The 13,815-nt window shown below is 65.7% G+C and carries 13 protein-coding genes; 7 read left to right on the top strand and 6 right to left on the bottom strand.

Annotation, left to right across the window (positions count from 1 at the left end):
* Positions 1–109 precede the first annotated feature (109 nt).
* The 6 genes from ACXHGZ_RS02800 (at position 110) to ACXHGZ_RS02775 (ending at position 6,483) form a co-directional block, all read left to right on the top strand.
* Positions 110–1,567, top strand: a complete 1,458-nt coding sequence (locus ACXHGZ_RS02800; RefSeq protein WP_084857160.1) for an MBOAT family O-acyltransferase — start codon at positions 110–112, stop codon at positions 1,565–1,567.
* Between the two features lie 10 nt (positions 1,568–1,577).
* Positions 1,578–2,735 (top strand): alginate O-acetyltransferase, encoded by a 1,158-nt coding sequence (locus ACXHGZ_RS02795; RefSeq protein WP_480462277.1) that lies wholly within the window; start codon positions 1,578–1,580, stop codon positions 2,733–2,735.
* Positions 2,736–2,742: 7 nt separating this feature from the next.
* A complete protein-coding gene (locus ACXHGZ_RS02790; protein ID WP_253249338.1) occupies positions 2,743–3,396 on the top strand; it encodes an alginate O-acetyltransferase AlgF in 654 nt (217 codons plus the stop codon).
* A gap of 33 nt (positions 3,397–3,429) precedes the next feature.
* Complete coding sequence (locus ACXHGZ_RS02785) at positions 3,430–4,884, top strand: mannose-1-phosphate guanylyltransferase/mannose-6-phosphate isomerase (RefSeq protein WP_084857154.1); 1,455 nt, start codon at positions 3,430–3,432, stop codon at positions 4,882–4,884.
* A 176-nt stretch (positions 4,885–5,060) separates the two neighbouring features.
* On the top strand, positions 5,061–5,525 hold the full coding sequence (locus ACXHGZ_RS02780; protein WP_084857153.1) for a multidrug transporter: 465 nt from the start codon (positions 5,061–5,063) through the stop codon (positions 5,523–5,525).
* A 133-nt stretch (positions 5,526–5,658) separates the two neighbouring features.
* The gene (locus ACXHGZ_RS02775) at positions 5,659–6,483 is read left to right on the top strand and encodes an SDR family oxidoreductase (protein WP_480462275.1); all 825 of its coding nucleotides are present in this window, start codon (positions 5,659–5,661) and stop codon (positions 6,481–6,483) included.
* 93 nt (positions 6,484–6,576) lie between these two features.
* Here ACXHGZ_RS02775 and ACXHGZ_RS02770 read toward each other — a convergent pair whose 3' ends face one another.
* From ACXHGZ_RS02770 to ACXHGZ_RS02755, 4 genes are all read right to left on the bottom strand, one after another.
* Positions 6,577–8,016 carry an efflux transporter outer membrane subunit gene (locus tag ACXHGZ_RS02770; protein ID WP_480462274.1) on the bottom strand — a complete coding sequence of 480 codons (1,440 nt, stop codon included), beginning with the start codon at positions 8,014–8,016 and terminating at the stop codon, positions 6,577–6,579.
* The gene (locus tag ACXHGZ_RS02765) at positions 8,013–9,074 is read right to left on the bottom strand and encodes an HlyD family secretion protein (protein ID WP_480463983.1); all 1,062 of its coding nucleotides are present in this window, start codon (positions 9,072–9,074) and stop codon (positions 8,013–8,015) included. Before ACXHGZ_RS02765 ends, ACXHGZ_RS02770 begins: the two co-directional genes overlap by 4 nt.
* Positions 9,075–9,102: 28 nt before the next feature.
* Positions 9,103–10,644 (bottom strand): MFS transporter, encoded by a 1,542-nt coding sequence (locus ACXHGZ_RS02760; RefSeq protein WP_084857147.1) that lies wholly within the window; start codon positions 10,642–10,644, stop codon positions 9,103–9,105.
* A 450-nt stretch (positions 10,645–11,094) separates the two neighbouring features.
* Complete coding sequence (locus ACXHGZ_RS02755; protein ID WP_084857144.1) at positions 11,095–12,003, bottom strand: LysR family transcriptional regulator; 909 nt, start codon at positions 12,001–12,003, stop codon at positions 11,095–11,097.
* A gap of 247 nt (positions 12,004–12,250) precedes the next feature.
* Between ACXHGZ_RS02755 and ACXHGZ_RS02750 the strand changes: the two genes are divergently transcribed.
* Positions 12,251–12,697: a universal stress protein gene (locus ACXHGZ_RS02750; RefSeq protein WP_480462273.1), complete on the top strand. Its 447-nt coding sequence runs from the start codon at positions 12,251–12,253 to the stop codon at positions 12,695–12,697.
* A gap of 44 nt (positions 12,698–12,741) precedes the next feature.
* Here ACXHGZ_RS02750 and ACXHGZ_RS02745 read toward each other — a convergent pair whose 3' ends face one another.
* Both ACXHGZ_RS02745 and ACXHGZ_RS02740 read right to left on the bottom strand, forming a co-directional pair.
* The gene (locus tag ACXHGZ_RS02745) at positions 12,742–13,602 is read right to left on the bottom strand and encodes an efflux RND transporter periplasmic adaptor subunit (RefSeq protein WP_480462272.1); all 861 of its coding nucleotides are present in this window, start codon (positions 13,600–13,602) and stop codon (positions 12,742–12,744) included.
* Between the two features lie 10 nt (positions 13,603–13,612).
* Positions 13,613–13,813, bottom strand: a complete 201-nt coding sequence (locus ACXHGZ_RS02740) for a DUF1656 domain-containing protein (protein ID WP_084857307.1) — start codon at positions 13,811–13,813, stop codon at positions 13,613–13,615.
* Between the last annotated feature and the right edge of the window lie 2 nt (positions 13,814–13,815).

The raw sequence follows: 13,815 nt of genomic DNA, 5'->3' as shown, positions 1-13,815 counted from the left end.
CATCGCCGGCAAGCCGGCTCCCACCGAATACTTGGTTGCTCCCCGTCTTCGGGCTGGGGGGTTTGGGGGGCCTTTGCCCCGGTTGATGTGAACGACAAGGAGAACCCGGATGGTCTTTTCGTCCAACGTGTTCCTGTTCCTGTTCCTGCCGATATTCCTCGGCCTGTACTACTTGAGCGGGCAACGCTATCGAAACCTGCTGCTGCTGATCGCCAGCTATATCTTCTATGCCTGGTGGCGGGTGGATTTCCTTGCCCTGTTCGCCGGCGTCACGCTGTGGAACTACTGGATCGGCCTGAGAGTCGGCGCCGCGGGTGTGCGCACCAAGCCGGCGCAGCGCTGGCTGCTGCTGGGCGTGGGCGTCGACCTGGCGATCCTGGGCTATTTCAAGTACGCCAACTTCGGCGTCGACAGCCTCAACGCGATCATCACCTCGTTCGGCATGCAGCCGTTCATCCTCACCCATGTGCTGCTGCCGATCGGTATCTCGTTCTACATCTTCGAGTCGATCAGCTACATCATCGACGTGTACCGCGGCGACACCCCGGCCACGCGTAACCTGATCGACTTCGCGGCCTTCGTGGCGATCTTCCCGCACCTGATCGCCGGCCCCGTGCTGCGTTTCAAGGACCTGGTCGACCAGTTCAACAACCGCACCCACACCCTGGACAAGTTCTCCGAAGGCTGCACCCGTTTCATGCAGGGCTTCATCAAGAAAGTGTTCATCGCCGACACCCTGGCAGTGGTGGCCGACCATTGCTTCGCCTTGCAGAACCCCACCACCGGTGATGCCTGGCTCGGCGCGCTGGCCTACACCGCTCAGCTGTATTTCGACTTCTCCGGCTACAGCGACATGGCCATCGGCCTGGGCCTGATGATGGGCTTCCGCTTCATGGAGAACTTCAAGCAGCCGTACATCAGCCAGTCGATCACCGAGTTCTGGCGGCGTTGGCACATCAGCCTCTCCACCTGGCTGCGCGACTACCTGTACATCACCCTGGGCGGTAACCGCAAAGGCACCTTCAACACCTACCGCAACCTGTTCCTGACCATGCTGCTCGGTGGCCTTTGGCACGGCGCCAACTTCACCTACATCATCTGGGGCGCCTGGCACGGCACCTGGCTCGCCATCGAGCGCGCCCTGGGCCTGGACACCAACCCGCAACGTTTCAACCCGGTCAAGTGGGCCTTCACCTTCCTGCTGGTGGTGATCGGCTGGGTGATCTTCCGCGCCGAGAACCTGCACGTGGCCGGCCGTATGTACGGCGCCATGTTCAGTTTCGGCGACTGGCAGCTGTCGGAGCTCAACCGCGCCCAGCTCACCGGCCTTCAGGTCGCGACCCTGGTGCTGGCCTACGTCACCCTGGCGGTGTTCGGCCTGCGCGACTTCTACCGCAACGCCAAGCCCACGCCCAAGGCGGCCCCGGTGCAAATCAACGCCGACGGTTCCATCGGCCTGGACTGGACTCGCGTCATGACCCGCGCCCTGGTCCTGCTGTTGTTCGTTGCCTCGGTGCTCAAGCTCTCGGCACAGAGCTACTCACCGTTCCTCTACTTCCAGTTCTGAGGCCTGAATCATGAACCGGACACTACGCATCACCTATTCGCTGTCGTTCCTGGGCTTGCTGACCGGGCTCGGTGCCTGGTCGGTGGGTGGCCTGGAGAGCTTCAACCGTACCGAGCAGATGACCCTGCTCAACGGCAAGCTGGCCAAGGCCGCCGAGACCCACTACGACGAGCAGTTCCCGATCAAGCGCATCGGCACCAACCTGTGGGCAGCCCTGGACTTCAAGCTGTTCAACGAAGGCCGCCCGGGCGTCGTGCTGGGCCGCGACCAGTGGCTGTTCACCGACGAGGAGTTCAAGCCCACCGCCGGCGCCGAGCAACTGATGCAGGAGAACCTGGCACTGATCCGCGGCGTGCGTGACACCCTGCAGCGCCACGGCACCCAGTTGGTACTGGCGATCGTCCCCGCCAAGGCGCGGGTCTACTCGGAGTACCTGGGCAAGGCCCTGCCGGCCAGCCTGCACAACGACCTGTACAACCAGTTCCACGCCCAGGCCCGCCAAGCCGGCGTGTTCGCCCCGGACCTGATGGCACCGCTGGAGCAGGCCAAGGCCCGCGGCCAGGTGTTCCTGCGCACCGACACCCACTGGACGCCCATGGGCGCCGAAGTCGCGGCCCAGGCCCTGGCCGAGGCGGTATCGCGCCAGAACCTGCTCAATGGCGACCCGCAACAGTTCATCACCGAGGCCGGTGGCACCAGCCCGTACAAGGGCGACCTGACCAACTTCCTGCCGCTCGACCCGCTGTTCAGCAACCTGTTGCCGAGCCCGGACAACCTGCAGCAACGCACCACCCGGCCGGCCGAGGCCGCGGGTGAATCAGGCGATGCGCTGTTCGCCGAAACCCAGATCCCGGTGGCGCTGGTGGGCACCAGCTACAGCGCCAACCCGCACTGGAACTTCCTCGGCGCCCTGCAACAGGCATTGCGCAGCGACGTGGCCAACTACGCCGAAGACGGCCATGGCCCGCTGCTGCCGATGCTCAAGTACCTGCAGAGCGACGCCTTCAAGGACAACGCCCCGCAAGTGGTGGTGTGGGAATTCCCGGAACGTTATCTGCCAATGAAGAACGACCTCAGCGCATTCGATCCGCAGTGGATCGCGCAGCTGAAGAACACCCGCAAGACCGAAGAAAACCTGGCCCTGTCGTCCAATCGGACGGTTCACTGAAGAGGACATGCACATGACCAACAAACCTTCCTTCGCCAAAGCGTTCACCCTCGCGGCAGGCCTGTCCCTGCTCTCCCTGCAGGCCCTCGCCGGCGCCGATGCCGCGCTGTATGGCCCGAGCGCACCGAAGGGCTCGACCTTCGTGCGCCTGTACAACGCCGCAAGCGCCCCGGCCGCCGCGTCGGTGGGCAACACCCAGATCAAGCAGGTCGGCGCCCAGGCCAGCAGCGACTTCAGCTTCCTGCCAGGCGGTGACTACACCGCCCAGGTCGGCGGCAAGAGCGTCCCGGTCAAGCTGGCCGCGGACAAGTACTACACCCTGGTCAACAACGCCAGCGGCACCCCGCAGCTGATCGAGGAGCCACCGTTCAAGAACAAGCAGAAGGCCCTGGTGCGGGTACAGAACCTCACCGACCAGCCGCTGACCCTCAAGACCGCCGACGGCAAGACCGAAGTGGTCAAGACCGTGGCCGCCAACGGCCGCGGCGAGCGCGAGATCAACCCGGTCAAGGTCAACCTGGCCCTGTACGAAGGCGACAAGAAGGTCAGCGACCTCAAGCCTGTCGCCCTCGAGCGCGGCGAAGCGGCGGTGCTTTATGTCACCGGTTCCGGCAGCAGCCTGTCGCCGGTCTGGGTCACCCGCCCAGTCGCCAGCAACTGATCCAAGCCCCTATCGACCTTTTGGAGAAACATCATGATTCCGGTAATTCTTTCTGGTGGTAGCGGTTCGCGTCTGTGGCCTCTGTCGCGCAAGCAGTTCCCCAAGCAGTTCCTGGCCCTGACCGGTGAACACACCCTGTTCCAACAGACCCTCCAGCGCCTGGTGTTCGAAGGCATGGACACCCCCATCGTGGTGTGCAACAAGGACCACAAGTTCATCGTCCAGGAGCAGTTGGCCGGCCTGAACCTCCAGACCCAGGGCCTGCTGATGGAGCCCTTCGGCCGCAACACCGCCCCGGCGGTGGCCATGACTGCCATGAAGCTGGTCAACGAAGGCCGTGACGAGCTGATGCTGGTACTGCCAGCCGACCACGTGATCGAGGACCAGAAAGCCCTGCAGCGTGCCCTGGCCCTGGCCACCGTGGCGGCCGAGCGCGGCGAGATGGTGCTGTTCGGCGTGCCGGCGACCAAGCCCGAGACCGGCTATGGTTACATCCGCTCCAGCCAGGACGCCCTGCTGCCCGAAGGCGTGGCGCGAGTGGCACAGTTCGTCGAGAAGCCTGACGAGAAGCGTGCCAACGAGTTCGTCCGTGCCGGCGGCTACTTCTGGAACAGCGGCATGTTCCTGTTCCGCGCCAGCCGCTTCCTCGAAGAGCTGAAGAAGCATGACCCGGATATCTATGACACCTGCCTGCTGGCCCTGGAGCGCAGCGAGGAAGACGGCGACGCCCTGAGCATCGATGCCGCCACCTTCGCCTGCTGCCCGGACAATTCCATCGACTACGCGGTGATGGAGAAGACCCAGCGTGCCTGCGTGGTGCCGCTGTCGGCCGGCTGGAGCGACGTGGGTTGCTGGTCGTCGCTGTGGGAAGTGCACGACAAGGACGCCGACGGCAACGTCACCAAGGGCGACGTGGTGGTGCAGGACAGCCGCAACTGCATGATCCATGGCAACGGCAAGCTGGTGTCGGTGATCGGCCTGGAGAACATCGTCGTGGTCGAGACCAAGGACGCCATGATGATCGCCCACAAGGACAAGGTCCAAGGCGTCAAGCAGCTGGTCAACACCCTCGACCAGCAGGGCCGCAGCGAAACCCAGAACCACCTGGAGGTGTACCGCCCGTGGGGCTCGTACGACTCGGTGGACATGGGCGGCCGCTTCCAGGTCAAGCACATCACCGTCAAACCGGGCGCGAGCCTGTCGCTGCAGATGCACCACCACCGCGCCGAGCACTGGATCGTGGTATCGGGTACGGCCGAGGTGACCTGCGACGAGAACGTGTTCCTGCTCACCGAGAACCAGTCGACCTACATCCCCATCGCATCGATCCACCGCCTGCGCAACCCGGGCAAGATCCCGCTGGAGATCATCGAAGTGCAGTCCGGCAGCTACCTGGGCGAGGACGACATCGAGCGCTTCGAGGATGTCTACGGGCGTACTTCCACGCCCATGGAGCGCGGGGTTTCGGTTAAGACCATCGCGCAGTGAAGCAAGATCCTGGGGCCGCACTGCGGCCCTTTCGCGGCACAAGGCCGCTCCTACGGAATGCGAACGATGTGGAGCGGCCTTGTGCCGCGAAAGGAGGGTAAAGCCCTCCCGCTTTTGAGCCCTCCCCGTTTTCCAGCTAGGATGACCTGACCCGCTGCAACAAGGTCTACCTCGCGATGCTCATCGGCGCCCTGCTCATCCTCACCTGGTTGGTACTGCTGCTGCGCTACCCGGCCAAGGCCTTGCCGATTTCCCTGGCCGCCGTGCTCGGCCTAGGGGTGGTGGCGCTGTGGGTGGTCTGGCAGGACACCCGCGAAGCCTCCCAGCTGGCACGCCTGGACCTGCGCCTGGCCTACGCCCCCGACCAGTGCCCCGCCGATCGCGCTCTACAGGTGCGCATGAAGAACGGCAACGATGTTCCCCTGGTCGAGTTGCGCTGGCGCGTCGCTGCCTATACCCCGGGCGATACCGTCAACCTGGCCGAGAACACCTACAACGCCCCGCGCTACCGCGGCCCCGGCGAACTGCAGCCCGGTGCCACCTGGACCGACTGCCTGCCAGTGCCGCCACTGCGCTCCGGGTATCGTCCGCAGACGCTGGAGTTTCGGGCTGAGCACCTGCAAGGCACATTCGCCAATTGATCCGCCGCCAATACCGGCCCGATCGCCGGCAAGCCGGCTCCCACCAGCACTGTGGCGTACCTGTGGGAGCCGGCTTGCCGGCGATCGGGCCGGTATTGGCAACACCTCCCTTCCTTGATGACAGGCCTTTCCCATGCCCACTGTCCTGATCACCGGTTGCTCCAGCGGCATCGGCCGCGCCCTGGCCGAAGCCTTCCGCGACGCCGGCCATGAAGTCTGGGCCACGGCCCGCAAAGCCGAAGACGTCGAGCGACTGGCCGCTGCCGGCTTCGCCGCCCGGCAATTGGACGTGAACGACGCCGACGCCCTGGCAGGCCTGGCCGAGGAGCTGGAAGATCGCCACGGCAGCCTGGACATCCTGATCAACAACGCCGGCTACGGCGCCATGGGCCCCTTGCTCGATGGCGGTGTCGAAGCCCTGCGCCAGCAGTTCGAGACCAACGTCTTCGCTGTGGTCGGGGTGACCGGCGCACTGTTCCCGCTGCTGCGCCGTGCACGCGGCCTGGTGGTGAACATCGGCAGCGTCTCGGGGGTGTTGGTCACTCCGTTCGCGGGTGCCTACTGCGCGTCCAAGGCTGCGGTGAACGCGCTGAGCGATGCCCTGCGCCTGGAACTGGCACCGTTCGGCATCCGGGTGATGGAGGTGCAGCCGGGGGCGATCGCTTCGCAGTTCGCCAACAACGCCCAGCGCCAGGCGGATGAGGTGCTGGCCGCAGACTCGCCGTGGTGGCCGTTGCGTGAGTACGTCCAGGCGCGGGCCAGAGCTTCGCAGGACAAGCCCACGCCAGCTGCGGTGTTCGCCCAAGGGGTACTGGCGGCTATCGGCAAGACCCCGACGCCCGCGCTGGTGCGCCTGGGCAATGGCAGCACGGCCCTGCCGCTGCTGGCCCGGGTGGTGCCGCGGCGGTTGCTGGACACGGTGCTGCGCAAGCGGTTCGGGTTGCTGCGCCCTCTGTGACATTTTTAGGGGCGCTTTGCGCCCTTTCGCGGCAGCTCCCACGCGAACCTGTAGGAGCGGGCTTGTCCCGCGATAGGGCCGCGCAGCGGCCCCCTACACCGGCTCGTCGAACGCCTGCCACCCACCGCCCAACGCCTTGTACAGCCCCACCAATGCCTGGGACACGGCCGCAGAACTGTCGATCCACTGCTCTTCGCTGGCCAGCAGCGCGCCTTGCACACTCAACACATTGAGGAAGTCCACCGCCCCTTCCACATATTGACGCTGCGCGGTCTCCAGCGCGATGCGGTTCTGCGCCACCGCTTCGGCCAGATGATCACGACGCAATTGGCTGGCGTTGTACAAACGCAGCACATCGTCGATCTCGTGCCACGCCGCCAACACCACCTTGCGGTAGTTCAGCGCCGCCTCCTGCTGCTGGGCCTCGCGCAATTGCAGGGTGCCTTTCAAACGCCCACCTTCGAAGATCGGTAACGACAGCTGCGGCCCGAAAGCGAAACGCCGAGCATCCCAGGCGCCGAAATCGGAGAGCTGCATGGCCTGGAAACCGACACTGCCCGACAACCGGATACTGGGGTAGAAATCGGCCTTGGCCACGCCGATGCTGGCGGTGGCCGCATGCAGGCGCGCCTCGGCCTGACGGATGTCCGGGCGACGCTCGGCCAGCTCTGAGGGCAGGCCGATGGCGAACGACTGGCGCGGCGCCGGCAGCTCGCCAGTGGCCAGCAACTGGCGTTGCAGGCTGCGCGGCGGCTCGGCGGCGAGCAGGCTCAGGGCGTTGATCAGGTCGTCACGCCGGGCTTCCAAGGTGGGCAGGCGGGCCTCGATGGAGGCCACCTGGGCGCTGGCCTGGGCCACGTCCAGGCGCGTGGCGACGCCTTCGGCCTGGCGATCCTGGGAAAGCTTGAGGCTATGCTGGGCGACCTTGAGGTTGTCGTGGGTGATCTGCAAGGTGTGTTGCACCGCACGCAGCTGGATATAGTCACCAGCCGTTTCGGCCAGCAGCGCCAGCAGCACGCCACGACGATCGTTCTCGGCCACTTCCACCGTGGCATCGGCGGCCTCCACCTGTCGGCGCACCCGCCCCCAGAGGTCCAGCTCCCAGCCTGCCACCAGGTCGCCCTGCCACAGATTGAAGGCCGACTTGCCCGCTTTGCCGGACGGGTCGTTCAGGCCTTCGGCACTGTTGCGCGCACGGCTGTAGCCGGCATTCACGTCCACCGAGGGCACCTCGTCGGCAGCCACGGTACTGCGCAAGGCACGGCTTTGCAGCAGGCGTGCGCTGGCCATCTGCAGGTCGAGATTGCGCTCGGCCACGCGCTGGATCAGCGCGCTCAGCGGGGCATCGTGGAAGCTGTCCCACCAGCGCAGCTGCAGAGGGTCGGCAGTGGGCTGGCTGGCAGCGGCCTCGCCCTGCACCGGCGACCACGCCTGCGGTGCCTGACTGTCAGGGTGCAGGAAGTCCGGGCCCAGGGTGCAACCGGCCAGCAGCACCGCCAGCAACAACGGGCTCAAGCGGGATGCAGGTTTCATCGCGCGCTCACCTCTTTGCCTTCGAGCATGTCGCCGTGGGTGTCGATGGTCGCTACCACCGACATGCCCACCCGCAGACGTTCGAGCAGCGGCTGGCCGTCATCGAAGACGATCTTCACCGGAATGCGCTGGACCACCTTGGTGAAGTTGCCGGTGGCGTTGTCCGGCTTCACCGCAGCGAAGGTCACGCCGGTGGCTGGGGCAATGCTCTGGACGTGACCACGCAGTGTTTCGCCGGAGAAGGTATCGACACTGATGCTCACCGGCTGACCGGGTTGCACGTGGGTCAGCTGGGTTTCCTGGAAGTTGCCGACCACATAGGCCTGTTGCAGCGGCACCACCGACAGCAGGCGCGCGCCCGGGTTGACGTAGGCGCCCACGCGCAGGGCGCGCTCGCCGACCATGCCGTCCACCGGGGCGGTGATCTGGGTGTAGGAAAGGTCCAGCTGGGCTTTCTCCAGCCCTGCCTCTGCACGCTTGAGCTGGCCGTCGGCACTGGCCACCTGGGCACTGAGGATATCCACCTGTTTGCGCGTGGCCACCAGCGCCGCCTGGGCATTGGCCAGGCGTGCACGGGCCTGGTCGACCCGGCTGCGCGCCTGCTGGGCATTCTGCACGGTACCGGCGCCCTGCTCGGCCAGGCGGCTGTAGCGCTTGACCTCATGCTCGGCGAAGGCCATCTCGGCCTGCGCCGCCTTCACCGCAGCCTCGGCCTGGGCGATCAGCGAGCCCTGACGCTCCAGGGTGGCGCGGGCATCGGCGCTCTGTGCCTTGGCCACCAGCAGCTGGGCCTGGGCGGCATCCAGGGCGGCCTGGTAGTCACGGGCATCGATGGTCGCCAGCAACTGCCCGGCCTTGACCTGCTGGTTGTCCTCGACCAGTACTTGCTTGATGAAACCGGCAACCTTGGGCGCGACCACGGTGTAGTCGGCGGTCACGTAGGCGTCGTTGGTGCTCTGCTCGTGGTCGCTGCCCAGCATCCAGGGCATCACCAGGGCAGCGAGCACGGCCACGGCCAGTGCCGAGCCGATCACGAGGGTCTTGCGGCTGTTCGTCATTTCAGTGGTCTCGAATTTCATCCAGGGCTCAGGCCACCGCACGCGGTGGATAGACCCGGGTAGGCACGAAAGGAATCAGGCAGATCAGGGCCACGGCGATGCCGGCCAGGACCAGGTACAGGTCGGCCGAGGTCAGTACCAGGGCCTGTTCATGGATGCGCTTGGCCAGGCCGGCAGCGTTGTCGTCGACCAGCGGGGCGTTGCCCAGGCTGTCCACCAGGTGGTTGGAATGAAAATGCCGGCGCAGGGTGCCGAGGGCGTCCAGCAGGCCGGCAGCGACCACCGAGGCCAGGCCCTTGACGGTGTTGAACCAGCTCGAGGCGAACGGGCCTTCCTGCGGCGTCATGCCATTGGTGGACAGCATCAGCAGCGGCAGCACGGCCATCGGCTGGCCGAACACCTGCAGCAGGTAGAACGGATAGAAGTCGCCCCGGATCCATTGCGAGGTCAAAAGGCTGCTGCCCACGCAGCTCAGCGCCAGCATGCCCAGGCCCACGGCCAGTACCCAGCGGCAGTCCACCGCGCGGATGTTGCACAGCGCGGCCGTCAGCGGCAGGGCGATCAACTGCGGCATGGCCACCAGCAGCATCAATGGGCTGGTCTGCGCCGGGCGGTAACCCTGGATCTGCGCCAGGTACGCCGAAGGGATGCTGCCTACGCCCGACAGCACGATCAACACGCCGGCCAACGTGACCAAGGCAAAGCTCAGGTTGCGGCGCGACAACAGGCGCAGCTGGAAGAACGGCAGCGGCTCGGACCATTCGTTGTACATGAACAGCACCAGCAACAGCAGGCCACCGCCCAACAACCAGCAGATCAGCAGCGAGTCGAACCAGCCCCAGCGGTCACCCAGCGACAGGCCCAGGACGATGCAACTGATGGCCGGCAGGCCAAGCACCACGCCACGCCAGTCGAACTGCTTGAAGCGCTCCAGGCGCAGGGGGTCCTGGGGCAGGCCCCAGCCGACGCAGAACATGGCCAGGCCCGACGGCAGGATGATCTGCCAGAAGGCCCACTGCCAACCGACGTACTCGGTCCACAGGCCCGCCAAGGGCGTGCCCAGGTTGGGGCCGAAGGTGGCGGTCAGGGCGTAGCAGGCCAGGCCGTAGACTTTGATGCCCGGCGGCAGAAAACGCAGCGCCACGGTCATCAGCATCGGCGGCAGGGCGCCAGAGGCCAGGCCCTGGACGATACGCAGCAGCATCAGGCTGTGCAGGTTGGGAGCGAAAGGTTGTACCAGGCCAAGCACGGCGAACACGCCGATGGCGCACAAAGTGAAGCGACGCAGGGAAAACGTGCCGGCCATCCACGGCGCGAAGGCCATGGCCGAGACCGAGGCCGCCGAATACACCGCCAGCAGCCAGGCACCCTCGTCGGCGCCGATGCCCATGGCACCGCGGATATCGGCCAGGGAAATCTTCGTCACCGCCTCGTTGAGGCCGGCACAGAGCACCGCCAGCAGCACGCCGAACAGCCCGACCACCACCCGTAGGCCGAACGCCGTTTGCGCCGGGGCGGCTGGCGCAGGGGCAGCGGCGACCGCAGAAACAGGCGCGGACAGGGAACTCATGGGCAGACATCTCCAGCAACAATTTAGCGCAGAGGAGAAGTCTAAAAAGGTCGAATGCTGACGAAAACTGACTTATTGGCAGTTTTAAGTTGCGTCAGGCGCAATCCATGCCAAGCGCTTACCGCCCCCATCGCGGGACAAGCCCGCACACAGGGATTTCGCTAGTCTTGAGAGCGGCGCAATCTCGGTGGGAGCTGGCGACAGCCTGCGATGGGCTGCAAAGCAGCCCCAAGCCCTCAAACGCTGGAGCCCCTCCAGACTCAAGGGGCCGCTTTGCGACCCATCGCAGGCTCCGCCAGCTCCCACGAAGCAAGCGGAGCCTGGGCCGTATTTGCACGGCTGGCTTGTTTAGCACCATAGAATCACCCACAGGTACCGCGCCGTTTTAGAAAGCCGTAGAGAACCTGTAGGAGCGGGCTTGTCCCGCGATGGGCGCACAGCGCCCCCTCTTCACGGATCGACGCTGCAACAGGCCTTCAGCGTCTGGCGCAACCAACGATGCGCCGGGTCGTTCTGAAAGCGCGGGTGCCATGCCTGCATGACAGTCACCTGCTCGAGCGGCAATGGGATCTGGAACGAGCGCAGCGGCAGCCCCAGCTTGTTCACACTGTTGAGGATGTTGGCCGGCATCGGCAGGAGCAGGTCCGAATCGGGCAGCGAAAACATCGCCGAGTGGAAGCTTGGGGTGATCAACGCCACGCGCCGCTGCACCTTGTGGTTGGCAAGCTCCATATCGATCGGCCCGTTGGCCCGGCCACGTCGCGATACGCTGATCTGCGGGTAGGCGGCAAAGCGTTCAGGCGTGATTTCGGCGTCGAAGATCGGGTGGTCGCGCCGGGCCAGGCCGATGTAGACGGTCTGGAACAAGCTCTGCACCTTGATCTCTGGCCCCAGGTCGATGGTCGAGCTGATGATCAGGTCGGTGCGCCCATCCCGCAGTACGCTGTCGTCATCCCCGCCTGGGCTCTCCGGGACGAACCGGAGCACGGTACGTGGCGCCTGCTCGTGCATCATGCGCAGCAACTGCGCGCCATACAGTGCGATGAACAGGTCGTTGGTGCGGATGTTGAAGGCCCGCTCCAGATTCGGCAGGTCGACGTCGTCACCACTGCGAAATACCTGCCCGGCCTGCTCCACCAGGGCCGAGACCTGCTCGCGCAAGGCCTGCGCCCGGGGTGTGGGCACCAGGCCGCGACCGGCGCGGACCAGGATCGGGTCGCCCAGAGCATCGCGGATCCGGCCGAGGGTACGGCTCATCGCCGCCGGGCTCAGGTTCATGCGCCGGGCCGCACCGACCACACTGCCCTCGTCGAGCAGCGCATCAAGGGCGACGAGCAGGTTCATGTCTGGCAGTTGCATGGCCGTTTTCCGTGACAGCTGTAGGAAATGCGATGTTAGCAGGTTGGTGGATTGCGTCTGACGCAACGACGCCGTGCGTGGCAGGCCATTTATTCCCTGGCGCAAAGCTTGAACAATGGCCTGGCCCTCATCGCCGGCAAGCCGGCTCCCACAGGTGCTGCCCATGCAACGCAGGGCCGCTGGGAGCTGGCTTGCCAGCGGTTGGCCGGAACTGCCAACCCAGCCTTTGCAGCCTGAAGGAACCCCCATGCCCCGCCCGGTCCTGATCGCCATCGACGCCTCCCCCGCCAGCCACACCCTGCTCGACCTCGCCCACCGCTACTGCCGCCCCGGCGAGCATGAACTGCATGTGCTGTTGGCCATCGACACGACCTTCGCCGTGCATGAACGCCCGGCGAGCTACACCGAGCAGGAACAGGCGGAATACCCCGCCGCCTGCGAGGAGCAGCGCCTGGCCGAACAGGCCGTGGCCGGTGCCGTGCGCACCTTGCGCGAGGCAGGCTTCGATTGCCATGGCAGCGTGGTCGCCGCGGAGCCGGTCGATGCCATCGTCGAAAAAGCCCAGGCGCTGGCGTGCGAGTTGATCGTCATGGGCCACCGGCACCTGTCCAGGCTGGGGCGGTTGCTGGACCCTTCGGTCAGTGCGAAGGTGATCGATCGGGTGCAGGTGCCAGTGTTGGTGGGGGTGGCCTAACGATTGGGGACGCGTTGCGCCCCTTTCGCGGCGCAAGGCCGCTCCTACAGAACGCTCGGCTTGACCACCACCGTGCAGGTCGTGCCCGCAGCCAGCAGGAAGCCGTCGGGCACTTCGTCGATGTGAATCCGCACCGGCACCCGCTGGGCCAGACGCACCCAGTTGAAGGTCGGGTTCACATCGGCAACCAGTTCGCGGCTCTGCGGGTTGTCACGGTCGTAGATGCCCCGGGCGATACTCTCCACATGGCCCTTGATGCGCTCGCCGCTCATCATCTGCAGTTCGGCCTGGTCGCCCACTTTCACATGGGGCAGCTTGGTTTCCTCGAAGAAGCCGTACACCCAGAACGAGTGCTCGTCGACCACCGCCATCACCGCCTCGCCGGTGCGGGCGTAGTCCCCTTTGTGAACGTTCAGGTTGGTGACGTAGCCATCGACCGTGGCGATGATCCGCGTGCGCTCGAGGTTCAGCTCGGCGGCAGCCAGCTGGGCCTGGGCCTGCTGGTAGTCGGCCAGGGCGGCGCTGGCGATGTTGCTGGCGTCGTCGCGGTTTTCCTTGGAGATCACCAGGTTGTCCAGGTCGGCGCGGCGCTTGGCGTTGACCTTGCGCATCTCCCAGGTGGCCTTGCGCGAGGCGACCAGGGCCTTGGCCTGGTTCACCGCCAGCTGGTAATGCTCGGGGTCGATCTGGATCAGCAGGTCGCCCTTCTTCACCCGCTGGTTGTCCCGCACCGGCACGTCCACCACATAGCCCGGCACATCGGCGGCGACGTTGATGATGTCAGCGCGCACCCGGCCGTCGCGGGTCCAGGGCGTGGTCATGTAATGCAGCCACAACTGGCGGCCGATCACCACGGCGCCCGCCAGCACCAGCAAGGTGGCGATCAGGCTGAAGAACTTTTTCATCGAAGGTTTCTCACCAATACAAGGACAGCGCCATGGCGCCGAAGAGGCAGATGAACAGGCACAGGCGCAGCAACGCCGGGTGCCAGAAGAAGCGGTAGCCGTCGATGCTCGCGATGAAGCGGTCCAGGCCCCAGGCCAGGCCCGCGGCGAACAGGAACATCAAGGTCATGGAGGGCATGTACACGCCATGGAAGGCGATTTCGCGGGGCATGA

Source organism: Pseudomonas shiyinii, from assembly GCF_056725765.1.
Note: the sequence above shows the minus strand (reverse complement) of the source record. Positions and strands in the feature narration are given on the sequence as shown.